General features: G+C 71.8%; 22 protein-coding genes and 1 pseudogene. 15 read left to right on the top strand and 8 right to left on the bottom strand.

Features of this window, described 5'->3' with window-relative positions; all coding sequences use genetic code 11:
* On the bottom strand, positions 1-222 hold the full coding sequence (locus ACP4IX_RS15155; RefSeq protein WP_426555777.1) for a hypothetical protein: 222 nt from the start codon (positions 220-222) through the stop codon (positions 1-3).
* Positions 223-358: 136 nt separating this feature from the next.
* Here ACP4IX_RS15155 and ACP4IX_RS15150 point away from each other — a divergent pair.
* The 3 genes and pseudogenes from ACP4IX_RS15150 to tyrS all read left to right on the top strand — a co-directional run.
* A pseudogene (locus tag ACP4IX_RS15150) lies at positions 359-628 on the top strand (metallopeptidase TldD-related protein); the annotation flags it as partial.
* Positions 625-2,019, top strand: a complete 1,395-nt coding sequence (locus tag ACP4IX_RS15145; RefSeq protein WP_426555776.1) for a metallopeptidase TldD-related protein — start codon at positions 625-627, stop codon at positions 2,017-2,019. The pseudogene ACP4IX_RS15150 and the gene ACP4IX_RS15145, both read left to right, overlap by 4 nt.
* Positions 2,020-2,080: 61 nt before the next feature.
* Positions 2,081-3,349 carry a tyrosine--tRNA ligase gene (tyrS, locus tag ACP4IX_RS15140; protein WP_426555775.1) on the top strand — a complete coding sequence of 423 codons (1,269 nt, stop codon included), beginning with the start codon at positions 2,081-2,083 and terminating at the stop codon, positions 3,347-3,349.
* A gap of 107 nt (positions 3,350-3,456) precedes the next feature.
* Here the strand turns inward: tyrS and ACP4IX_RS15135 are convergent, their stop codons facing one another.
* Complete coding sequence (locus tag ACP4IX_RS15135; RefSeq protein ID WP_361737914.1) at positions 3,457-3,738, bottom strand: GlsB/YeaQ/YmgE family stress response membrane protein; 282 nt, start codon at positions 3,736-3,738, stop codon at positions 3,457-3,459.
* A 261-nt stretch (positions 3,739-3,999) separates the two neighbouring features.
* Between ACP4IX_RS15135 and ACP4IX_RS15130 the strand changes: the two genes are divergently transcribed.
* Positions 4,000-4,398 carry a DUF3099 domain-containing protein gene (locus ACP4IX_RS15130; protein ID WP_426519391.1) on the top strand — a complete coding sequence of 133 codons (399 nt, stop codon included), beginning with the start codon at positions 4,000-4,002 and terminating at the stop codon, positions 4,396-4,398.
* Between the two features lie 279 nt (positions 4,399-4,677).
* Positions 4,678-4,911 carry a hypothetical protein gene (locus ACP4IX_RS15125; protein ID WP_426519389.1) on the top strand — a complete coding sequence of 78 codons (234 nt, stop codon included), beginning with the start codon at positions 4,678-4,680 and terminating at the stop codon, positions 4,909-4,911.
* Between the two features lie 7 nt (positions 4,912-4,918).
* On the opposite strand, the gene moaA is transcribed toward ACP4IX_RS15125, so the two are convergent.
* The 3 genes from moaA to ACP4IX_RS15110 all read right to left on the bottom strand — a co-directional run bounded on the left by moaA (position 4,919) and on the right by ACP4IX_RS15110 (position 8,079).
* Entirely contained in the window at positions 4,919-5,908 is a 990-nt protein-coding gene (gene moaA / locus ACP4IX_RS15120) for a GTP 3',8-cyclase MoaA (protein WP_426519387.1), read from the bottom strand.
* 183 nt (positions 5,909-6,091) lie between these two features.
* Entirely contained in the window at positions 6,092-7,726 is a 1,635-nt protein-coding gene (locus tag ACP4IX_RS15115) for a solute symporter family protein (protein ID WP_426519385.1), read from the bottom strand.
* Entirely contained in the window at positions 7,723-8,079 is a 357-nt protein-coding gene (locus ACP4IX_RS15110) for a DUF485 domain-containing protein (protein WP_426519383.1), read from the bottom strand. The genes ACP4IX_RS15115 and ACP4IX_RS15110 overlap by 4 nt, the downstream gene beginning before the upstream one ends.
* A 264-nt stretch (positions 8,080-8,343) precedes the next feature.
* On the opposite strand from ACP4IX_RS15110, the gene ACP4IX_RS15105 reads away from it, so the two are divergent.
* The 10 genes from ACP4IX_RS15105 to ACP4IX_RS15060 all read left to right on the top strand — a co-directional run bounded on the left by ACP4IX_RS15105 (position 8,344) and on the right by ACP4IX_RS15060 (position 19,952).
* Entirely contained in the window at positions 8,344-9,918 is a 1,575-nt protein-coding gene (locus ACP4IX_RS15105; protein WP_426519381.1) for a S8 family serine peptidase, read from the top strand.
* An 82-nt stretch (positions 9,919-10,000) separates the two neighbouring features.
* Positions 10,001-11,542: a S8 family peptidase gene (locus tag ACP4IX_RS15100; RefSeq protein ID WP_426555774.1), complete on the top strand. Its 1,542-nt coding sequence runs from the start codon at positions 10,001-10,003 to the stop codon at positions 11,540-11,542.
* Between the two features lie 73 nt (positions 11,543-11,615).
* Complete coding sequence (locus ACP4IX_RS15095) at positions 11,616-12,152, top strand: hypothetical protein (protein WP_426555773.1); 537 nt, start codon at positions 11,616-11,618, stop codon at positions 12,150-12,152.
* Between the two features lie 7 nt (positions 12,153-12,159).
* Positions 12,160-13,551, top strand: a complete 1,392-nt coding sequence (locus ACP4IX_RS15090) for a CoA transferase (protein ID WP_426555772.1) — start codon at positions 12,160-12,162, stop codon at positions 13,549-13,551.
* Positions 13,552-13,681: 130 nt separating this feature from the next.
* Positions 13,682-14,689 (top strand): CopD family protein, encoded by a 1,008-nt coding sequence (locus ACP4IX_RS15085; protein ID WP_426519373.1) that lies wholly within the window; start codon positions 13,682-13,684, stop codon positions 14,687-14,689.
* A 347-nt stretch (positions 14,690-15,036) separates the two neighbouring features.
* Positions 15,037-16,023 carry a DEDDh family exonuclease gene (locus ACP4IX_RS15080; RefSeq protein WP_426555771.1) on the top strand — a complete coding sequence of 329 codons (987 nt, stop codon included), beginning with the start codon at positions 15,037-15,039 and terminating at the stop codon, positions 16,021-16,023.
* 102 nt (positions 16,024-16,125) lie between these two features.
* Complete coding sequence (locus ACP4IX_RS15075) at positions 16,126-16,359, top strand: hypothetical protein (RefSeq protein ID WP_404033823.1); 234 nt, start codon at positions 16,126-16,128, stop codon at positions 16,357-16,359.
* A 188-nt stretch (positions 16,360-16,547) separates the two neighbouring features.
* The gene (locus ACP4IX_RS15070) at positions 16,548-17,339 is read left to right on the top strand and encodes an SURF1 family protein (protein ID WP_426519369.1); all 792 of its coding nucleotides are present in this window, start codon (positions 16,548-16,550) and stop codon (positions 17,337-17,339) included.
* A gap of 65 nt (positions 17,340-17,404) precedes the next feature.
* Positions 17,405-19,192: a glycoside hydrolase family 15 protein gene (locus ACP4IX_RS15065; RefSeq protein ID WP_426519367.1), complete on the top strand. Its 1,788-nt coding sequence runs from the start codon at positions 17,405-17,407 to the stop codon at positions 19,190-19,192.
* Positions 19,193-19,196: 4 nt separating this feature from the next.
* Positions 19,197-19,952 carry an SDR family oxidoreductase gene (locus ACP4IX_RS15060; RefSeq protein ID WP_426519365.1) on the top strand — a complete coding sequence of 252 codons (756 nt, stop codon included), beginning with the start codon at positions 19,197-19,199 and terminating at the stop codon, positions 19,950-19,952.
* An 87-nt stretch (positions 19,953-20,039) separates the two neighbouring features.
* Here the strand turns inward: ACP4IX_RS15060 and ACP4IX_RS15055 are convergent, their stop codons facing one another.
* The 3 genes from ACP4IX_RS15055 to ACP4IX_RS15045 form a co-directional block, all read right to left on the bottom strand.
* Complete coding sequence (locus ACP4IX_RS15055) at positions 20,040-20,843, bottom strand: enoyl-CoA hydratase/isomerase family protein (protein WP_426555770.1); 804 nt, start codon at positions 20,841-20,843, stop codon at positions 20,040-20,042.
* A gap of 158 nt (positions 20,844-21,001) precedes the next feature.
* The gene (locus tag ACP4IX_RS15050) at positions 21,002-21,223 is read right to left on the bottom strand and encodes a helix-turn-helix domain-containing protein (protein ID WP_053128672.1); all 222 of its coding nucleotides are present in this window, start codon (positions 21,221-21,223) and stop codon (positions 21,002-21,004) included.
* A gap of 334 nt (positions 21,224-21,557) precedes the next feature.
* Positions 21,558-23,156, bottom strand: a complete 1,599-nt coding sequence (locus ACP4IX_RS15045; protein WP_426519361.1) for an ABC-F family ATP-binding cassette domain-containing protein — start codon at positions 23,154-23,156, stop codon at positions 21,558-21,560.
* Positions 23,157-23,160 lie beyond the last annotated feature (4 nt).

Below are 23,160 nucleotides of genomic sequence, written 5' to 3'. Positions count from 1 at the left end.
TCATGAGGACTCCTCCTTCACCTTGTACTGCACCAGCATCTGGGGGACCGTACCGCGGTCCTCGTAGCCGTTCATCCATGCGTAAGCCAGAGCACCAGCAGCGAACCTCAGAGCCCATCGGGTGGCCTCCGACTGCCCCATGCCGGCTTGCATGAGGATCTTCAGGTGCCTGTCACTCTCCTCGGTCCTCATGACCGAGAGGTTCTTGACGATCTTGGTCATTACCCCTCCTTCGTACCCAGCACCAAGCCAGCACGGGTACACGTGAAGTCCAGTTTCAACCGGTATGAACACGGGTCCTCGAAAGACCCAACGCCCCTTCTGACCTGCATAAACACAGGTAGGAGCTATCTGGTCGTTCAACTTCCAGTTCACCGGGCAGCGGTTCTTCCGGATCGAGAACGGGCGGCTCGCCGGTCAGCTGCGGGACGTGGCCTACCAGGCGACGACCACCGACTTCTGGGGGTCCATGGCGGCCGTCGGCGGCCCTCAGACGTACGTCCTGGGCGGTGCCTTCAACTGCGGCAAGGCCCAGCCGGGGCAGGTCGCGGCCGTCTCCCACGGCTGCCCGTCCGCCCTGTTCAAGGGAGTCAACATCCTCAACACCACCCAGGAGGCCGGTCGATGAGCGCGCTCACGAGCAAGCCGCACGAGATCGTCGAGCGGGCGCTGGAGCTGTCCCGGGCGGACGGATGTGTCGTCATCGCCGACGAGGAGTCCACCGCCAACCTGCGCTGGGCGGGCAACGCGCTCACCACCAACGGCGTCACGCGCGGGCGCACGCTCACCGTCGTCGCCACGGTCGACGGGCGGGAGGGCACGGCGTCCGGGGTCGTGTCCCGGTCCGCCGTGACCGTGGACGAGCTCGAGCCCCTGGTGCGGGCCGCGGAGGCCGCCGCGCGCGGCGCCGGACCGGCCGAGGACGCGCAGCCGCTGGTCACGGGCGTGCCGGTCTCGCCCGACTTCACCGACGCGCCCGCCGAGACCTCGTCGGCCGTGTTCGCCGACTTCGCTCCCGCCCTCGGTGAGGCGTTCGCCCGCGCGCGGGTGGGCGGCCGGGAACTGTACGGCTTCGCCAACCACGAGCTGACGTCGACGTACGTGGGTACGTCGACGGGGCTGCGGCTGCGGCACGACCAGCCGAACGGCACGCTGGAGCTGAACGCCAAGTCGCCGGACCGCACCCGGTCGGCGTGGGCGGGGCGCTCCACACGGGACTTCAAGGACGTCGACCCGGCGGCTCTCGACGCCGAACTGGCCGTACGGCTCGGCTGGGCCGAGCGGCGGGTGGAGCTGCCCGCGGGCCGGTACGAGACGCTGCTGCCGCCGACCGCGGTCGCGGACCTGCTGATCTACCAGTTCTGGTCGGCGTCGGGCCGGGACGCGGCCGAGGGGCGCACGGTGTTCTCGAAGCCGGGCGGCGGCACGCGCGTCGGCGAGCGGCTCGGCGAGCTGCCGCTGACCCTGCGCAGCGATCCGCACGAGCCGGGCCTGGAGAGCGCGCCGTTCGTGGTCGCGCACTCCTCCGGCGGTGACCAGTCCGTGTTCGACAACGGGCTCCCGGTGGCGGCGACCGACTGGATCCGCGCGGGCGAGCTGCACCGGCTGACGACCACCCGGCACGGCGCCGGGCTGACCGGGCTGCCGGTGGCGCCCGCGATCGGCAACCTGATCCTGGACGGCGGCACCGACCGCTCCCTGGAGGAGATGGTCGCGTCCACCGAGCGCGGACTGCTGCTGACCTGCCTCTGGTACATCCGGGAGGTCGACCCGGCGACGCTGCTGCTGACCGGGCTGACCCGGGACGGCGTCTATCTCGTCGAGAACGGCGAGGTCGTCGGCGAGGTGAACAACTTCCGGTTCAACGAGTCGCCGGTGGACCTGCTGGGCCGGGCCGCGGAGGCCGGGCGCACGGAGAAGACGCTGCCCAGGGAATGGGGCGACTGGTTCACCAGGGCCGCGATGCCGGCGCTGCGCGTCCCCGATTTCAATATGAGCTCCGTCAGCCAGGGCGTATAACCTCGTAGGCGGCTGTCACCCGGCTGCCGAAGATCATGAGTATGTAGGAGACACGAGAACCGTGACGGACATCGTCGACGAGCTGAAGTGGCGTGGGCTGTTCGCCCAGTCCACCGACGAGGACGCCTTGCGCAAGGCGCTCGCGGACGGTCCCGTCACGTTCTATTGCGGTTTCGACCCGACCGCGCCGTCCCTGCACGTCGGGCACCTGGTGCAGGTGCTCACCGTGCGCCGGCTCCAGCAGGCCGGTCACCGGCCGCTGGCGCTGGTCGGCGGCGCGACGGGCCAGATCGGCGACCCGCGGCCGACCGCCGAGCGCACGCTGAACCCGCCGGAGACCGTCGCGGGCTGGGTGGAGCGGCTGCGCGGCCAGATCGAGCCGTTCCTGTCCTTCGAGGGCGAGAACGCGGCCCTGATGGTCAACAACCTCGACTGGACCGAGGGCCTGTCGGCGATCGAGTTCCTGCGGGACATCGGCAAGCACTTCCGGGTCAACAAGATGCTGACCAAGGACTCCGTCGCCCGCCGCCTGGAGTCCTCCGAGGGCATCAGCTACACGGAGTTCAGCTACCAGCTCCTCCAGGCGATGGACTTCCTCCAGCTCTACCGGAGGTACGGCTGCACCCTCCAGGGCGGCGGCAGCGACCAGTGGGGCAACCTCACGGCCGGCCTCGACCTGCTGCACCGCCTGGAGCCGGACGCGACCGTCCACGCCTACGCGACGCCGCTGATGACCAAGGCGGACGGCACCAAGTTCGGCAAGACCGAGGGCGGCGCCGTCTGGCTGGACCCGGAGATGACCACGCCGTACGCGTTCTACCAGTTCTGGCTGAACGCGGACGACCGGGACATCTCGAAGTACATGCGCATCCTGTCCTTCCGCTCCCGCGAGGAGCTGGAGGAGCTGGAGCGGCAGACCGAGGAGCGTCCGCAGGCCCGGGCCGCGCAGCGCGCGCTGGCCGAGGAGCTGACGACGCTGGTGCACGGCGCCGACCAGACGGCCGCCGTGATCGCCGCGTCCAAGGCCCTCTTCGGCCAGGGCGACCTGGCGGAGCTCGACGAGCGGACGCTGGCCGCGGCCCTCTCCGAGCTGCCGCACGTCAAGGTCGCCGAGCCGGCTCCGGTCGTCGACCTGTTCGCCGAGGTCGGCCTGGTCGCCAGCAAGTCCGCCGCGCGCCGCACGGTCAAGGAGGGCGGCGCCTACGTGAACAACGCCAAGGTCACCGGCGAGGACGCGGTCCCCGCCCCGGAGGACCTGCTGCACGGGCGCTGGCTGGTGCTGCGCCGCGGCAAGAAGAACCTGGCCGCGGTGGAGGTCACCGGCGCCTGAGCGCGCGTACGACCCGCGCCCGGGCGGGTGCGGAAGGGGCGGTTTCCGGTGCCCTGCGGCTTGCCGGAGGCCGCCCCTTCCCCGCCGTGCGGGGGTGGTGCGGGCCGTCAGGCCCGTTCGCGCCGCTTGTTGCCCCGCACCGCCATGTAGATCGCGTCGCCCACGGCGACGATGACGATCGCGGCCACCAGCTGGAAGACGTGCCGCCACCAGTCGATGCCGGAGGTCGCGTCCACGCCGGCCGCCCGCGCGATCGCGTTGCCCGCGATGGCACCGAGCATGCCGAAGATGGTGGTCAGCCACAGGGGGCTGTGCTGCTTTCCCGGAATGATCGCCTTGGCTATCAGACCGAGCACGAATCCGACGATGATCGCCCACAACCAGCCCATGCCTGCCTCCTCATACGGCTCTACGCGAGCATTAGCGCCAGTCTTCGGCCGTACCGCGTACGGCGCATGCCGGGTACGGCCGAACGGGGTACCGGACTACGGAGTGCGGCGCACGCCGGGTGCGCGGTCCCGGGGTGGCCCCGGTCTCGTAAGCGGCGCAGGTGCGGCGTAACGTGAGAGCTGTCCGGGACCGGTGTCCCCGAGCGGCCGCGGACGGGAGCGGGGCGGGGAGAGTCCGATGCGGGCGGATGGTGGAACCAGATGCGGAAGCAGAGTGCCGGCGGCAGTGCCGAGGTGTTCCGGATCACCGGGGCCCGGACGGGTCTTCAGGAGGACGTGCGCGGGCGGCAGCGCCGCTACGTCATCTCGATGTCGGTCCGTACGGTGTCGGTGGTCCTCGCGGCCTGTCTCTGGAACGTGGAACGGCACGTCGCGATCGTGGCCCTGGTCCTCGGGGTGGTCCTGCCGTACATCGCGGTCGTGATCGCGAACGCCGGGCGTGAGAACGCGCCATCGTTGCCGTCGACGTTCGTGACGGCGCCGACGCCGCCGATGATCATGCCGCCGCGTGCCGACGACGGCTCGGCGGAATCGGTCCCGGAGGACGCCGTGCCCGGTCCGGGGGCGGGCACGGCCGGTGAGCCGCGCGGCCGGACGTGACCGCGGGACGCTCCCGGAGGGGAACGTCGATTCCGCGCCAGACCGAAGAAATGCTCAGATGAATCGTGTTGTTCCGGTGCCGGGTCATGGGTGACCCGTGACATACTTCGTACTCGCTCCGCATCCCCCGTCGGAGCGACGGACCGACGCCGGGCAGCTCCCCCCGTGGCTGCTCGGCGTCGCCTTTTTCCTGCATGTTCCGTGGTGGTGACGCGGTCGCTGCCGCGGTTGTTCCCCCGGTTGTTCCGTAGTTGTTTTCGGTAGTTGTGAGACGAAGCTGTGAGTGACGAAACCACCCCGATCTGCTCCGCCAAGGGCTGCCGCGCCGCCGCCGGGTGGGTGCTGGCATGGAACAACCCGAAGATCCACACGCCGGAGCGCCGCAAGACGTGGATCGCGTGCGACGAGCACCGGGAGCATCTGTCCCGGTTCCTCGACGTGCGGGGCTTCCTGAAGGACGTGGTCCCGCTGGCCGACTGGGAAGCCCCCGCGGGCCCCCGGGAACGTCCGTGAGCCCGTCCTAGCCTCCGATCGCCGACATCGGCCGGTCGGGCTGGACGAAGGACGGGTCGTCGAGGCCGGCGCCGGCCTTCTTGCCCCACATGGCCAGTCGCCAGATGCGGGCGATCTCCTCGTCGGGGGCGTCGGAGCGCAGGGCGGCGCGCAGGTCGGTCTCCTCGCGGGCGAAGAGACAGGTGCGCACCTGGCCGTCGGCGGTCAGACGGGTGCGGTCGCAGGCCGAGCAGAACGGGCGGGTGACGGAGGCGATGACGCCGACGCGGTGCGGGCCGCCGTCCACGAGCCAGCGCTCGGCGGGGGCCGAGCCGCGCTCCCCGGAGCCCTCGGCGGTCAGCTCGAAACGGGTGCGCAGGGAGGCGAGGATGTCACCGGCGGTGATCATGCCCTCGCGCTTCCAGCCGTGCTGGGCGTCCAGCGGCATCTGCTCGATGAAGCGCAGCTCGTAGTCGTGCTCGACGGCCCAGGCCAGCAGGTCGGGGGCCTCGTCGTCATTGAGCCCCGGCATCAGGACCGAGTTCACCTTGACCGGGGTCAGTCCGGCCTCACGGGCGGCTTCCAGGCCCTCCAGGACGTCCTTGTGGCGGTCCCGGCGGGTGAGGGTCTTGAAGACGTCCGGGCGCAGGGTGTCCAGCGAGACGTTGACCCGGTCCAGGCCCGCGGCCTTCAGGGCCGGTGCCGTGCGGCGCAGGCCGATGCCGTTGGTCGTGAGGGACATCTGGGGGCGCGGCTCCAGGGCGGCGACGCGCTCGACGATGCCGGCCAGGCCGGGACGCAGCAGGGGCTCGCCGCCGGTGAAGCGGACCTCCTCGATACCGAGGGAGGTGACGGCGATGCCGATGAGGCGGACGATCTCGTCGTCCGTGAGCAGGTCGGGCTTGGCCAGCCACTGCAGGCCCTCTTCGGGCATGCAGTAGGTGCAGCGCAGATTGCAGCGGTCGGTCAGCGAGACCCTCAGGTCGGTGGCCACTCGGCCGTAGGTGTCGATGAGCACGTGGGCCCCCTCCCTCGACGCGGATCGGCGGAGCCTTCCACTTCTCTCCTCCGACACCTGCGAGCCTACGTGACCGGTCCGACATCGACAGCGGCCCGATCCCACGACGTGCGACGCGGCCGCGTCGTAGAGATCTACGAGCGGCCGCGTCCGCGGTGGCCCGGTGCGGGGCCCGTGCGTGGCTCAGTGCGCTCCGGTGCCGGTCAGGGACCGGACCTCCAGCTCCGCGTACTTCGCCTCGTCGGCCTTCTCCTTGGACAGGATCGTGCCGAGCCAGCCCATGAGGAAACCGAACGGGATGGAGATGATGCCCGGGTTCTTCAGCGGGAACCAGGCGAAGTCGACGTCCGGGAACATCGCCTTCGGGTCGCCGGAGACCACGGGCGAGAACAGCACCAGGCCGACGGCGACGATCAGACCGCCGTAGATCGACCACAGGGCGCCCTGGGTGGTGAACCGCTTCCAGAACAGGCTGTAGAGGATCGTCGGCAGGTTCGCGGAGGCGGCGACCGCGAAGGCCAGGGCGACCAGGCCGGCCACGTTCAGGTCGCGGGCGAGGGCGCCGAGGGCGATGGAGACGATGCCGATGAAGACGGTCGCCCAGCGGGCCGCCCGCATCTCCTCCTTCTCGGTGGCCTGGCCCTTGCGGATGACGTTGGCGTAGATGTCGTGCGCGAAGGACGAGGACGAGGCGAGGGTGAGGCCGGCGACGACGGCGAGGATGGTCGCGAAGGCCACCGCCGAGATCGTGGCGAGCAGGATCGCGCCCCAGGCCGAGTCGACGCCGCCGACGTGCAGGGCGAGCAGCGGCGCGGCCGTGTTGCCGGACGGGTTGGACTCGGTGATCTCCTTCGGCCCGACGAGCGCGGCGGCGCCGAAGCCGAGCGCGATGGTCATCAGGTAGAAGGCGCCGATGATGCCGATCGCCCAGTTCACGGACTTACGGGCGGCCTTCGCGTTGGGCACCGTGTAGAAGCGGATCAGGATGTGCGGCAGGCCGGCCGTGCCGAGCACCAGGGCGATGCCCAGGGAGATGAAGTCGAGCTTGGTGGTGCCGCTGGCACCGTACTGGAGGCCGGGTTCCAGGAAGGCCGCGCCGTGGCCGCTCTTCTCCGCGGCGGTGCCCAGCAGGTCGGAGATGTTGAAGTTGAACTTCAGCAGCACCAGGAAGGTGATCAGGATGGTGCCGCCGATCAGCAGCACGGCCTTGACCATCTGGACCCACGTGGTGCCCTTCATGCCGCCGATGGAGACGTACACGATCATCAGGAGACCGACGAGGGCGACGATGAGGATCTTGCCCGCGTCGGAGGTGATGCCGAGCAGCAGCGAGACGAGGATGCCCGCGCCCGCCATCTGGGCCAGCAGGTAGAAGATCGACACGACGATCGTGGAGGTGCCGGCGGCGGTACGCACGGGGCGCTGGCGCATGCGGTACGCGAGGACGTCGCCCATCGTGTAGCGGCCGGAGTTCCTCAGCGGCTCGGCCACCAGGAGCAGGGCGACCAGCCAGGCGACCAGGAAGCCGATGGAGTAGAGGAAGCCGTCGTAGCCGAAGAGGGCGATGGCGCCGGCGATGCCGAGGAAGGAAGCGGCGGACATGTAGTCGCCGGAGACGGCGAGGCCGTTCTGGAAGGCGCTGAACGACCGGCCGCCCGCGTAGAAGTCGGCGGCGTCCTTGGTCTGGCGGCCCGCCCAGACGGTGATGCCGAGCGTCGCGACGACGAAGAGCGCGAAGAGCGTGATGATGAGCGGCCGGTGCTCGCTGGCCTCGTTGGCGGCGAGTTCGGCGGCGAGAACGGTCTGTGCGGGGCTCATGCGCCGCCCTCCATCCGGGTCTTGATGGCCTCGGCCTTGGGGTCGAGCTTCGCGGCGGCGTACCGCGAGTACCACCAGGCGATGAGGAACGTGGTGACGAACTGGGCGATGCCGAAGACGAAGGCGACGTTGATGTTGCCGAACAGCTCGGTGCCCATGAAGCCGCCGGCGTAGTTCGACAGCAGCACGTACAGCAGGTACCAGGCGACGAAGGCGATCGTCAGCGGGAAGGCGAAGGAGCGGAAGGAGCGGCGCAGTTCGGCGAACTCAGCGCTCTGCTGCACTTCGGAGAACTCCTCGGCGGAGGGAAGTGGGCGTTCCTCTTTCGAGGGGGGCGGTGCGTCGGTGGCCACGGAGTCTCCTCGTACGACGGACATGACGGCTTGGACCTCGGTGTTTCACAGGGGCCTGGTCGTGCTCGGGCTCCCTGTCCAACGACACGGCGCCCCACGGGGACCGGTTCAACACCCGGAGCACTTTCCGAAGTCATCCGTGGCGGGTCATTGCTGGCCAGGGACTGCGGGGGATAACTTCGCCCTGCACCACTCCGTCATGTACCTGCCCGAGCACCACCTGTGTCTCGGGCCGGTTTCGTTTCCGGATGATGTGGAGACCCCATGGATCATCTGTCTTCGCCGCGTTCGTCGCGGTCCTCGCGTTCCAGACGGCGACTCGCCCTCGCCGTACCCGTCGTACTGTCGCTGACCGCGTCGCTCGGCTTCCTCCCGGCGGCCGCCTCGGCCGCCCCGCAGGCGGACGCCGCCGCACAGACCGCACGGGCCGGCCGGTCCGGGGACGCGCCCGGCCTGGCGTACGTCGTCAACACGAGGACGGACCACCGCACGATCGCGTCGGTGAAGCGCGCGATAGCCGAGGCCGACGGCAGCGTCGTGGCCACGTACCAGAAGATAGGCGTGATCGTCGTCCACTCGGCGAACCCGGACTTCGGTGAGCGGATACGGAAGGCGCGCGGGGTGCAGTCGGCGGGCGCGACCCGCACCGCGCCGCTGACCGCCGCCGGGACGACGGACCAGGGCGCCGCCCAGGTGCTCACCGACGAGCAGGCCGCGAGGACGGCGAAGGCGTCCCGGGCCGCGGGGGCCGGCGAGCCGCTGGAAGCGGACCAGTGGGACCTGCGCGCGATAGGCGCCGACAAGGCAGCGAAGATCAACCCGGGCAGTTCCCGGGTCACCGTCGCCGTGATCGACACCGGCGTCGACGACACCCACCCCGACCTCGCCCCGAACTTCTCCGCCTCGCAGTCCGCCAACTGCGTGGGCGGCAAGGCGGACACCAGCGACGGCGCCTGGCGGCCGTACACCGCCGACGACTACCACGGCACCCATGTGGCCGGTGAGATAGCCGCCGCCCGCAACGGCATCGGCGTCGCCGGTGTCGCGCCGGGCGTGAAGGTCTCCAGCATCAAGGTGAGCGACCCGGACAACGGGCTCTTCTACCCCGAGAACGTCGTCTGCGCGTTCATGTTCGCCGCCGACCACGGCGTCGAGATCACGAACAACAGCTACTACGTGGACCCGTGGCTGTACAACTGCATGGACGACCCCGACCAGCGCGCCATCGTCGACGCGGTCAACCGGGCCCAGTTGTACGCCCAGCGCAAGGGCACCCTGCACCTCGCCTCCGCGGGCAACTCCAACCACGACCTGGACGCGGACGCGATCGTCGACGACTCCAGCCCGAACGACACCACTCCGGTGACGCGGACCATCGACCCGCACGAGTGCTTCGACGTGCCGACGCAGCTGCCGGGCATCGTGACGGTCAGCGCGACGGGCGTCGACAAGGAGAAGTCGTACTACTCCACGTACGGAAACGGTGTCGTCGACATCGCGGCGCCGGGCGGTGACGCGCGCTACCAGATCCCGGACACGCCGTCGAAGAACGGCCGCATCCTGTCGACCATGCCGAACAACGAGTACGCCTGGCTCCAGGGCACCTCGATGGCCTCGCCGCACGCCGCGGGCGTCGCCGCGCTGCTGAAGTCGGAGCACCCGTGGGCGTCCCCGGCGCAGTTGCAGCGGCTGCTGAAGGCCCAGGCGGACAACCCCGGCTGTCCCGCCTCCTACGACCAGGACGGCGACGGCGCGCAGGACGCCACGTGCGAGGGCGGCGAGCGGGTCAACGGCTTCTACGGGTTCGGCATCGTCAACGCGCTGCGCGCGGTGAAGTGATCCGCCCGTCCGGCTCCGCAGGCCTGCTCCTGTGTCCCCGCCACGCTCACGACGTTCCTCGAAACAACTGGAGACATCGCACATGACAGCGCCCCACCCGCGTCACCGCCGCGCCCTCGCGATCCCGGCCGGCCTGGCCGTGGCCGCGTCCCTCGCGTTCCTGCCGGGCGTCCCGGCCTCCGCCGCGCAGAGCGCTCAGGCCTCTCCCGCGGTCGCGGCCGACACGTCGTCGTCCCTCAGCCACGTCGTCAACGTCCGCCCCGGGCACGGCCCCTCGGCGCACGTGAAGCGGGCGATAGCCAAGGCCGGCGGCATGATCGTGACGTCGTACGACCGGATCGGCGTGATCGTCGTCCACTCCTCGAACCCGGACTTCGCCAAGACCATCCGCAAGGTGCGCGGCGTGCAGTCGGCCGGTGCCACCCGCACGGCGCCGCTGCCCTCGGCCGCCACGACCGACACGGGCGCGCCGAAGGTGCTCAGCAGCCAGGAGATCGCCGCAGCGGCGGCGGCGGCCGAGGCCGTCGAGGGGCAGGACCCGCTGCAGCCCCTCCAGTGGGACCTGCCCGCCATCAAGGCGGACAAGGCGCACGAGAGGTCGCTGGGCAGCGAGAAGGTGACCGTCGCCGTCATCGACACCGGCGTCGACGACACCCACCCGGACATCGCCCCGAACTTCGACCGGGACGCCTCCGTCAACTGCGTCTCCGGCAAGCCGGACACCAGCGACGGCGCCTGGCGGCCGAGCGCGGCGGAGAGCCCCCACGGCACGCACGTGGCCGGGGAGATAGCCGCCGCCAAGAACGGCGTCGGCATGACCGGGGTGGCGCCCGGGGTGAAGGTCTCCGGCATCAAGGTGTCCAACCCCGACGGCTTCTTCTACACGGAGGCCGTGGTCTGCGGCTTCATGTGGGCGGCCGAGCACGGCGTCGACGTGACCAACAACAGCTACTACACCGACCCCTGGTACTTCAACTGCAAGGACGACCCGGACCAGAAGGCGCTCCTGGAGGCCGTCACCCGCGCCTCGCGGTACGCGGAGCGCAGGGGCACGGTCAACGTCGCCGCGGCCGGCAACGAGAACTACGACCTCGCGGCCGACGAGATCACCGACCCGTCCTCCCCGAACGACACCACGCCCGGCGACCGGGTGGTCGACCCGTCCGAGTGCCTCGACATCCCGACCCAGCTGCCCGGCGTCGTGACGGTCGCCTCGACCGGCGCGAAGGGTCTCAAGTCGTCCTTCTCCAACCACGGCCTCGGTGTCGTCGACATCGCCGCGCCCGGCGGTGACTCGACGGCTTACCAGACGCCGGCACCGCCCGCCACCAGCGGTCTGATCCTGGGCACGCTGCCCGGCGGCAGGTGGGGCTACATGGCCGGTACGTCGATGGCGTCGCCGCACGTCGCGGGTGTCGCCGCCCTGATCAAGTCGACGCACCCGTACGCCTCCCCGGCCATGGTGAAGGCCCTGCTGTACGCGCAGGCCGACGCCACGCCGTGCACCAAGCCGTACGACATCGACGGCGACGGCAAGGTCGACGCGGTGTGCGAGGGCTCGAAGAACCGCAACGGCTTCTACGGCTGGGGCACGACCGACGCGCTGGACGCGGTGACCCGGTAACCGGCACGCGCGCGTGGAGCGGGCCGGGGCGGACTCCCGGCCCGCTCCACGCGCGTACGGCAGGGTTTTCGCCATGAGCACATCCGAGTACCCCCAGAGCTGGGCGCCCGGACCGGTGCGGCCACGGTGGCGGTTGGCCCTGCGGTTCGCCGCGACCCTGGTGTTCTTCCCGCTGCTGTGCGTGGTGTGGCCGGCCGTCGCGGTCGTGCTCTTCGTGGTGGGTCTGTTCACCGACGCGGTCACGGCGCTCCGGCAGGGCTTCGGGGACGGCTGCATGAGGTTCATGGACGACACCCTGGGCGCGATCGCGCGGCTGGGCTCCTGGTGCGTGAGCCGGCCGGAGCTGCGGCACGAGGGGGGCACCGCGTACTACAGGGCGCGCGTCGACAGGACGGTCGCCCGTTGGACCGCCCGCGCGACGGACCCGGAGGGCGGGGAATCCCCCGTGGAATGCGAGATACCGCGTCGTGACCACGGTGGTGCGGGCGGGCGGTACGTCGCCGAGGTGGCCCTCGCCCAGGGGTGGGAGCTGCGTCCCACGGACGTGCGCACGGAGGTGCGGCTGAGGTGGTCGGCCGCCTCTGTCCCCGGCGTGGCCGGCGCCGCATAGTGCTCCCATGAGAGCCATCGAGCAGGTGTGGCCGGCGCTGGGAGGCGATCCCGCGCTGCTGTCCCGGGTGTCGGAGGTCGTACGCCGTGGGGCGCTCGACGCGCGGCTTCCGGTGCGGGAGTCGGCGAGGGCCTGTGTCGGCGCGTGTGCGCTGGCCGCGGCCGAGCTGGGGGCGCGGCGGGCCGGGCTCGCGGAGGTGCCCGGGGTGCGGGTGGACGACGGGGCCGTCGCCGCGGCCTTCACCAGTGAGCGGCACCTGCGGGTCGGCGGGCGGGAGCCGGTGCCGTTCGCACCGCTGTCGCGGCTGTGGCGGACGGCCGACGGGTGGGTGCGGACGCACGCGAACTATCCGCATCACCGGGAGCGGCTGCTCGGCGCGCTGGGGGTGCCCGAGGACGTGGGCGCGGTGGGGTCGGCGCTCGCCGGGCGGTCCGCGTGGGAGGTGCAGGAGACCGTGTACGCGGCCGGCGGGCTGGCCGTCGCGCTGCGGACGCCCGAACAGTGGGCGGCGTCCGGGCAGGGCGGGGCCGTGGCCCGGCGGCCGTTGGTGGAGCGGGGACGGCTGGACGCCTCGCCCGCGCGCGCGGGCACGTCGGTTCCCGCGTCCTCCCCGTCGTCTCCCCTGCTGCCCGCCGCCGGGCTGCGTGTCCTCGATCTGACCCGGGTCGTCGCGGGGCCGGTCGCCACCCGCACGCTCGCCCTGCTCGGTGCGGACGTACTGCGTGTGGATCCGCCGGGGTTGCCGGAACTGTCCGACCAGCATGCCGACACCGGCTTCGGGAAGCGGTCCGCGACGCTGGACCTGTCGGACGGTCACGGTCACGGGACGTTCGAGGAGCTGCTCGGTGCGGCCGACGTCGTCGTCACCGGGTACCGGCCGGGTGCGCTGGACCGGTTCGGGCTGTCCCCCGAGGCGCTCGCCGCGCGCAGGCCGGGGCTGGTCGTGGCGCAGCTGTCCGCGTGGGGCGCCTACGGGCCGTGGGCCGGGCGGCGCGGCTTCGACAGCCTGGTGCAGGTGGCGACCGGGATCGCCGCGGTGGAGAGGACCTCCGAGCGGCCGGGCGCGCTGCCCGCGCAGGCCCTCGACCACGGCACCGGGTACCTGCTGGCGGCCGGGGTGCTGCGGGCGCTGACCGAGCAGTCGTACGAGGGCGGCAGCCGGTACGTCCGGGTGGCGCTGGCGCGGACCGCCCGCTGGCTGACGGACCGGATCCGGCCGGATGCCGCGGAGGGCGCCGGCGACGCGGCGTACCCGGGACCGGGGCCCTGGCTCGCCGAACGGGACAGTCCACTGGGGCGGTTGCGGTACGCCCTGCCGCCGGTGTCCTTCACGGGCGGCCCGGCCGACTGGGCCCGGCCGCCGGGACCGTGCGGCGCGGACACCGCGCGGTGGGTGTGACGCGTTCCTCATCCCTTCCCGGCCTCCCCGAACCGTACGGCGGCCGAAAACGTCCTCATGTACGGAATGCCGGACCGCCAGTTATTTTCCGGAACTTGCCCGGCTCTGGGGAGCTGGTGAAGATCTCGAGGTGACCTTGACAAGACCTCCGTCCAGGACCGCCGGCACCGGACAGCACGCGCGGCCCTCCGGCACCGTCCGGACCGCGGCCGTGCTCGTGCTGGTGGTGCTGGCCGCCCTGATACCCGTCCTCGGCCCGTCCCCCGCCCTGCACGGCACCGGGGAGGACGAAGCACCCGGCACCGGCGGCATAGCACTGCTGCGCACGGTGCTCTTCGCCGCGCTGAGCGTGCCGATCGGCGAGCTCTTCGTGAACCGGCTGGCCCGGTCGCTCCCCGACGCTCCCGCTCAGCGGCCCCGCAGCTGGTCGCCGTACGCCGCCGCCGCCGGTTTCGTCGCGGCACTCGGTCTGGCGTCGGTCGTGGCCACGGGCAATCTGGTGCCGGACAGCGTCGCCGACATCGACGTGGGCGGCCTCTACGAGTCCCGTGACGGCAAGCTCGCGCTCCTGGAAGTCAACGCGTTCCTCGCGGCCGGCCTGTGCGCCACCTCGCGCCGGCCGGGCCTCCAGGTCTGGCCGCTGGCCGCCGTGGTCGTCGCGGAGGCCCTGCGCGCGCACCCCACGACGGAGTACAGCCCGCTGATCGGCTCCGGCCTGACCCTCGTCCATCTGACGTGTGCGTCGCTGTGGGTGGGCGGTCTGCTGTACGCGCTGCGGACCCTGCGGCAGTGGCGGGGCGCCGAGGCGGGTCCGGCCCTGCTGGGTCTCTACGCGCGCGTGGCGGCCGTTCTGCTGGCGGCCATCACGGCGACCGGGGTGGGCAGTTCGCTGCGCCGGATGCCGCCGGACACGATCGCGGACCAGCTGACGGACACGGCGTACGGGCGGGTCCTGCTCGCCAAGGTGATTCTGGTGGCCGCCGTCGCCGCCCTCGCCCTGTGGGCCAGGATCCGGCTGAGCCGCGCGGCCGACCCCCTGACAGCCTGCTCCCCCGCGCGCGCGGAGGTCGTCGCGCTGGGCGTGGTGGTCGCGGTGTCCGGGCTCCTGACGGCCCTTCCGGTACCGATCCGGTGGTGACCCCGTGGTGGTCCCGCTGCCGGATCAGTGGCGACCCCGTGGTGGTCCCGCCACTGATCCGGTGGTGACCCGTCCCCGGTCCGATGGTGACCGGCGTCCGTGACCTGCCGGACGACCGGCAGCGCCACGGCCCGTCAGGGCCTCGCCGGGCGTGGGTTGCGTCACACACGGGGACGCCGTCGGGTATGTCGCGTGCCCCGTGAGGGCGCCCCGTACCCGCCTCCCCGCCCCCTTCCCGCCGTATCCCTCGCGCGCCGTACGGAACTTGGCGGCGGAACCGTTTCGCCGGGCGGCGCGGGACACCTGCCGGACCGGAGTGTCAGTCGCGGCCCGTATCCTCATGGACCATGCTCGAAGACCACACGACCGCAGCGTCGTCCGCCACGACGTGGCCGGCCGCGTACCCGCAGGGGTACGCGGTCGTTGACGTGGAGACCACCGGCCTGGCCCGCGACGACCGCATCATCTCCGCGGCCGTCTACCGGCTGGACGCCCGCGGTGAGGTCGAGGACCACTGGTACACCCTGGTCAATCCCGAGCGGGACCCGGGCCCGGTGTGGATACACGGCCTGACGAGCGAGGCGCTCCGGGGGGCGCCGCTCTTCCCCGACGTCGCCGAGGAGTTCGCGGCCCGGCTCGACGGGCGTGTACTCGTCGCGCACAACGCCGTCTTCGACTGGCAGATGATCGCCCGCGAGTACGCGCGGGCGAAGCGCGAGGCGCCGGTGCGCCAACGGCTGTGCACCATCGCGCTCTCGAAGGAGCTGGGCCTGCCCCTGCCCAACCACAAGCTGGCGTCGCTGGCCGCCCACTTCGGCGTCGTACAGCAGCGTGCGCACCACGCGCTGGACGACGCGCGGGTGCTGGCGGAGGCGTTCCGGCCGAGCCTGCTCGCCGCGGCGGCGGGTGGCGTACGGCTGCCGCTGCACGAGTGCCGGCCGCTGACCGAGTGGTCGGACCGGCCCGCTCCCCGGATCGGACAGCAGGCGGGCCACGGCGGCCACCGGCAGACCGGTTGGCGCCCCTCCCGCAAAAGGCCCGCGTGCCCCTATCCCAACCCCGGCCGGTACGAAGAGGGCGAACGCCTCAAACAGGGCATGCGGGTCGCCTTCTCGGGTGACACCTCCGTCGAGCGGGACCTGCTGGAGGACCGCGCGACCGAGGCCGGACTGCATGTCGCCACCAGCCTGTCCCGGCTGACCAGTCTGCTGGTCACCAACGATCCGGACTCGGGCACGTCGAAGGTGGTCAAGGCCCGCCAGTACGGCACGCCGGTGGTGGACGAGGCCGCGTTCGGGCAACTCCTCGCGGACGTCGAGCCCGCGGACGGCTGAGCGGGTACGCGAGCCGTACCCGAGCCGTACGGACGGGTGATTCCGGGCGACTCGCCCGGCGCCCGCTCGCCCGCGTCGCGGTGACGGCTCACCCTGTGGCGCATGGCGACATGTGAAGTCTGCGGCAACCACTACGGAATGACCTTCGAGGTCCACGCCCAGGGAGCGGTGCACGTCTTCGACTGCTTCTCCTGCGCGATCCACCGGATGGCCCCCATCTGCGAGCACTGCCGGGTGCAGATCATCGGCCAGGGCGTCGAGGTCGAGGGCCACTGGTACTGCGGCGCCCACTGCGCCCGCGCGGAGGGGAGGGCGGGGATCGTCGACAAGGTCTGAGCGCTTCGCCCGCCCGGCGAGGCCGTCACCGGACCACGCGTCGCACGTGCTCCCCGCCGACGCGGGGGACGGCCCGCGGCGGACCCCACGGCGCCGCGGATCGGTCGCGCACTCCCTCCGGCGCGGGGGTCCGGCCCTCGCGGGGACCTCCCCGCGAGGGCCGATCCCGGCCAAGGTACCGTCGACGCGTGTACCGCTTCCTGTTGTCCCGCCAGTGGGTGATCCTCACGCTGGTCGCCGTGCTGCTCGTCCCCACGATGATCTGGCTGGGCTTCTGGCAGATGGACCGCTACGAGGAACGCACCGCCCGGAACGACCTGGTCGCGCAGGCGCTCGACGCGGCGCCGGTGCCCGCCGAGTCGCTGACCGCTCCCGGCAAGAAGATCACCTCGCGCGAGCGGTACCGCACCGTCACCGCGCAGGGGCACTTCGACACGGACCGCGAGGTCGTCGTCCGCCGCCGCACCGACTCCGACGACAACATCGGCTACCACGTGCTGACCCCGTTCGTGCTGAACGACGGCGAGGTCCTGCTGGTCAACCGGGGCTGGATCCCCGCGGACGGCCCGAGCCAGACCGCGTTCCCCGAGGTCCCCGCGCCACCCCGGGGAGAGATCACCGTCACCGGGCGGCTGATGCCCGACGAGACGACCGAAGCGAGCGGCATCAAGGACCTCGAGGGTCTGCCGGACCGGCAGATCATGCTCATCAACAGCGCGCAGCAGGCCGAGCGCCTGGACGCCCCGGTGCTCGGCGGATACGTCGTCCTGATCGAGCCGGAGCCGGAGGGCGACACCCCGGAGCGGATCGGCAGGCCCGGCAACGAGGACGCCGCACTGAACTTCGCGTACGCGATCCAGTGGTGGCTGTTCGCCGCGGCCGTACCGGTCGGCTGGTGGTTCCTGGTCCGCCGCGAGAAGCGCGACCGTGAGACCGGCGGGGACACGGAACCGGCGCGGGCGGAACCCGCCCCGGTGTAGCCGCCCGACGGGAGCCGCGCGGGCGGATCCGATTGCTCCGCTCCCTGTCGGGAAGACGGAAACCCGTGCACCCCCACATCGAGGACTACGCGCTCGTCGGCGACCAGCAGACCGCGGCCCTGGTCGGCACGGACGGCTCCGTGGACTGGCTCTGCCTGCCCCGCTTCGACTCCGCCGCCTGCTTCGCCAAGCTGCTCGGCGACGAGGACAACGGCCACTGGCGTATCGCCCCCAAGGGGGCGGAGCGCTGCACCCGGCGGGCCTACCGGCCGGACACCCTGGTCCTGGACACCGAGTGGGAGACCGGGGACGGCGCGGTACGGGTCACCGACTTCATGCCCCAGCGCGACCGCGCCCCCGACCTCGTGCGCGTCGTGGAGGGCCTGAGCGGCGAGGTCACCGTGCACAGCGTGCTGCGGCTGCGCTTCGACCACGGCTCGATCGTGCCGTGGATGCGCCGGGCCGACGGGCACCGGGTGGCCGTCGCCGGGCCGGACTCGGCGTGGCTGCGCAGCGAACCGGAGGTGCGGAGCTGGGGGCAGGACTTCGGGACGCACGCGGAGTTCACGGTCGCCGCGGGCGAGAAGGTCGCGTTCGTCCTCACCTGGCACCCCTCGCACGAGCCCCGCCCCGCACTGGTCGACCCGTTCATCGCCCTGGAGCACAGCGTCGAGGACTGGCGGGCCTGGGCCGCCCACTGCGGCTACGACGGCCCGCACCGGGACGCCGTCGTCCGCTCGCTGATCACTCTCAAGGCGCTCACCTACAAGCCCACCGGCGGCATCGTGGCGGCGCCGACCACCTCGCTGCCCGAGGAGCCGGGCGGCGTACGCAACTGGGACTACCGGTTCTGCTGGCTGCGGGACTCCACCCTCACCCTGGGCGCCCTGCTGTCGGCCGGGTATCTGGAGGAGGCCGAGGCCTGGCGCGACTGGCTGCTGCGCGCGGTCGCGGGCAACCCGGCGGACCTGCAGATCATGTACGGACTGGCGGGCGAGCGGCGGCTGCCGGAGTTCGAGCTGCCGTGGCTGTCCGGCTTCGCCGAGTCCACGCCGGTACGGATCGGCAACGACGCCGTGAACCAGCTCCAGCTGGACGTGTACGGCGAGGTCATGGACTCCCTGTCACTGGCCCGGCTGGCGGGCATGCACCCGCAGCCGCAGATGTGGGAGCTGCAGTGCGCGCTGATGCGCTTCCTGGCCACGGCGTGGCGCGAACCCGACGAGGGGCTGTGGGAGGTGCGCGGGGGGCGCCGGCAGTTCGTGCACTCGAAGGTGATGACGTGGGTGGCCTTCGACCGGGCCGTGCGCACGCTCGAGGAGCATCCGGAGCTGAGCGGTGGCGACCCGGACGGCTGGCGCGCGCTGCGCGACGAGGTGCACCGCGAGGTGTGCGAGAAGGGCTACGACCCGGAGCGCAACACCTTCACCCAGTCCTACGGCTCGCGGGAGCTGGACGCCTCGCTGCTGCTCATCCCGCGCGTGGGGTTCCTGCCGCCGGACGACCCGCGGGTCGTCGGCACGGTCGACGCGATCGGTGAGGAGCTGACCCGGGGCGGCCTGGTACGCCGCTACAGCACCGAGGGGGAGCCCGTCGACGGGTTGCCGGGCAGCGAGGGGACCTTCCTGGTGTGCTCCTTCTGGTACGCGGACGCGCTGCACGCGACCGGCCGGACGAAGGAGGCCCGGGAGCTGTTCGAACGGCTGGTGGGGCTCGCCAACGACGTGGGGCTGCTGGCCGAGGAGTACGACCCGGCGTCCGGCCACCAGCTCGGCAACTTCCCGCAGGCGTTCAGCCACATCGGCCTCGTGAACACCGCCCTCGCCCTGTTCGGGGACGAGGGGGCAGGATAGGGCCATGGATCTTGGACTGAAGGACCGGGTGTACGTCGTCACGGGAGCCACCCGGGGCCTGGGCAACGCCGCCGCGCGCGAGCTGGTCGCCGACGGCGCGAAGGTCGTCGTCACGGGGCGGGACGAGAAGAGCGTCGCCGAGGCGGCGGCCGCGCTGGGGCCGGACGTGGTCGGGGTGGCCGCCGACAACGCCGACCCGGAAGCCGCCGGCCGGCTGGTCGCGACCGCCCGTGAGCGCTTCGGCCGCTTCGACGGCGTACTGATCAGCGTGGGCGGGCCGCCGCCCGGGTTCGTCGCCGACACCACGGACGAGCAGTGGCAGGCGGCGTTCGAGACGGTGTTCCTGGGTGCGGTGCGGCTGGCCCGGACGGCGGCGGCGGAACTGGAGCCGGGCGGTGTCATCGGCTTCGTGCTGTCGGGCTCGGTGTACGAGCCGATTCCCGGCCTGACCATCTCCAACGGCCTGCGGCCGGGGCTGGCCGGCTTCGCCAAGTCCCTCGCCGACGAGCTGGGCCCGCGTGGTGTGCGTGTCGTCGGCCTGTTGCCGGGCCGCGTCGACACGGACCGGGTGCGCGAGCTGGACGGCATGTCCGCCGACCCGGAGGCGACCAGGGCGGCCGCCGAGTCCCGCATCCCGCTGCGCCGCTACGGCACCCCGGAGGAGTTCGGCCGCGCCGCCGCGTTCCTGCTGTCCCCCGCGGCGTCGTACGTGACGGGCGTGATGCTGCCGGTGGACGGCGGGGTACGGCAGGGCTTCTAGGTTCCGGTACGCCGGTGATCCCACTGGGGTACTGAGCCCGTCACCGCGGGCCGGGTGCGGGCTCGCCCCGGTGTGGTCGCGCCCGGGTTACTCCCCGAGTCCGGCCAGGTCGCGCAGCCGGCGTCCCTGCGCGGCCCGCTCGGCGGCGCGCTGGGCCTCGTAGTCCCGGCCCTGGGCGCCCTGGAGCAGCGCCTTGGTCTCGATGACCGCGTCGCGCGGTGCGGCCAGGACCGCCGCCGCCAGGTCGTGCACGGCGCCGTCGAGCTGGTCCGCGGGCACGGCGAGGTTGGCCAGCCCGGTGTTCACCGCCTCCTCGGCCATGACGAAGCGGCCCGTCGCGCAGATCTCCAGCGCGCGGGCGTAGCCGACCAGGGACACCAGGGGATGCGTGCCCGTCAGGTCCGGCACGAGGCCGAGGCTGGTCTCGCGCATGGCGAACTGCACGTCGTCGGCGACGACCCGCAGGTCGCAGGCGAGGGCCAGCTGGAAGCCGGCCCCGATGGCGTGCCCCTGGACGGCGGCGACCGACAGGATGTCGCTGCGCCGCCACCAGGTGAACGCCTCCTGGTACTCGGTGATGGTCGCGTCCAGCTCGGCGTCGCCACCCCGTGCGAGGTCGATGAACGACGGTTCGCCGTCGAAGCCCTCGGGTGTGAACGCCTGCCGGTCGAGCCCGGCCGAAAAGGACGTGCCCTCGGCCCGCAGCAGCACGACCCGGACGGAGCCCGGCAGCAGCCGGCCGGCCTCGGTCAGCGCCCGCCACAGAGCGGGGCTCTGCGCGTTGCGCTTGGCCGGGTTGGTCAGCGTCACCGTGGCGATCGCGTCGTCGACGGTGAGCCGCACGCCGTCCGTGTCGAGCGCGGGAGCGGGGTCGTGGGCGGGCGAAGCCATGGGGCGCCTCCGGAAGGTGCGGTCGTCGTCCCCGCCGTGCGCCGGCTTGGGCGCCGTACGGCGGCGGAGCTGAGTGACTGCACAGTAACCACCCGGACGGTCTGGCGACCGACCGGGTGACCACCTTCACTTTCGGAGCCGAGGGGTCGCCCGGGACGTCAGGCCGTTGTGGCCTTTTTGCCCCGGGTAGCCCCGCCACGCCCTCGCAGCGTGACACCCGACTCGCTGAGCATGCGGTGCACGAAGCCATACGAGCGGCCGGTTTCCTCGGCCAACGCCCGGATGCTCGCACCGGCGTCGTACTTCTTCTTCAGGTCTGCCGCGAGCTTGTCGCGCGCGGCGCCGGTCACCCGGCTGCCCTTCTTCAGAGTCTCGGCCACCCGTGCCTCCTCATGGGAAGTGCGCTCTGGTCTCCTCATGATCACCCCTCCAGGGCTTCATGGCCACCCATTCGGCAAGGTCGATGAGACAAGGTTGTGACGACAGGAGCGAGTCCCCACATACGGAATCCACGATTCCAGAGGATCGTGCCCGTACGGCCGAACGGGTTTTTCCGCGAAGTTCCAGGTCAGAAAGGTGTCGCGGCCGGGCCCCCGGCAATGGGGGCCCGGCCGCGACATCGGTGTAGGACACACCTCGTGATGAGGAGATCTCACACAGATGGTGGATCACGGATCGGCCGAATGATCCATACCCAGTGGATCATTCATTCGATCAAGCCAGGGCGACGAGGTCCGCGTAGTCGGCGCCCCACAGGTCCTCGACACCGTCCGGAAGCAGGATGATCCGTTCCGGCTGGAGCGCCTCGACGGCACCCTCGTCGTGGGTGACCAGGACGACAGCGCCCTTGTAGGTGCGCAACGCGCCGAGGATCTCCTCGCGGCTGGCCGGGTCGAGGTTGTTGGTCGGCTCGTCGAGCAGCAGCACGTTCGCCGAGGACACCACGAGGGTGGCCAGCGCGAGGCGGGTCTTCTCGCCGCCGGACAGGACACCGGCCGGCTTGTCGACGTCGTCGCCCGAGAACAGGAACGAGCCCAGCGTCTTGCGGACCTCGACGAGATCGAGGTCGGGGTTGGCCGAGCGCATGTTCTCGAGGACGGTGCGCTCGGGGTCGAGGGTCTCGTGCTCCTGCGCGTAGTAGCCGAGCTTGAGGCCGTGGCCTTCGATCACCTGGCCGGTGTCGGGCTTCTCGACACCGCCGAGGAGCCGCAGCAGGGTGGTCTTGCCGGCGCCGTTGAGGCCGAGGATGACGACCCGGGAGCCCTTGTCGATGGCCAGGTCGACGTCGGTGAAGATCTCCAGGGAGCCGTACGACTTGGACAGGCCCTCGGCCATCAGCGGGGTCTTGCCGCAGGGCGCCGGCTCGGGGAAGCGGAGCTTGGCGACCTTGTCGGACTTCCGCTCCGCCTCCAGACCGGCCAGCAGCTTGTCCGCGCGGCGGGCCATGTTCTGCGCGGCGACGGTCTTGGTGGCCTTGGCGCGCATCTTGTCGGCCTGCGAGTGCAGCGCGGAGGCCTTCTTCTCCGCGTTCTGCCGCTCGCGCTTGCGCCGCTTCTCGTCGGCCTCGCGCTGCTGCTGGTAGAGCTTCCAGCCCATGTTGTAGACGTCGATCTGGGAGCGGTTGGCGTCCAGGTAGAACACCTTGTTGACGACCGTCTCGACCAGGTCGACGTCGTGGGAGATCACGATGAAGCCGCCGCGGTAGGTCTTGAGGTAGTCCCGCAGCCAGACGATCGAGTCGGCGTCGAGGTGGTTGGTCGGCTCGTCGAGCAGCAGGGTGTCCGCGTCCGAGAACAGGATCCGGGCCAGCTCGATACGCCGGCGCTGACCGCCGGAGAGCGTGTGCAGGGGCTGGCCGAGCACCCGGTCCGGCAGGTTGAGCGCGGCGGCGATGGTGGCGGCCTCGGCCTCGGCGGCGTAACCGCCCTTGGTGAGGAACTCCGTCTCCTGGCGCTCGTACTGCTTGAGCGCCTTCTCGCGGGTGGCGCCCTGGCCGTTGGCGATGCGCTGCTCGTTCTCGCGCATCTTGCGGATCAGGACGTCCAGGCCGCGCGCGGACAGGACGCGGTCGCGGGCGAGCACGTCGAGGTCGCCGGTGCGCGGGTCCTGCGGGAGGTAGCCGACCTCGCCGGAGCGGGTGACGGCGCCGGCGGCGGGCTGGCCCTCGCCGGCGAGGACCTTGGTGAGGGTGGTCTTGCCGGCGCCGTTGCGGCCGACCAGGCCGATGCGGTCGCCCTTGGCGATGCGGAAGGTGGCGCTTTCGATGAGGACGCGGGCACCGGCGCGCAGCTCGATGCCGGAGGCGGAGATCACGGTC

Source organism: Streptomyces sp. WG5, from assembly GCF_049974565.1.
Lineage (GTDB): Bacteria > Actinomycetota > Actinomycetes > Streptomycetales > Streptomycetaceae > Streptomyces.
The sequence above is the reverse complement of the archived record's forward strand: the minus strand, read 5'-3'. Positions and strand labels throughout refer to the sequence as shown.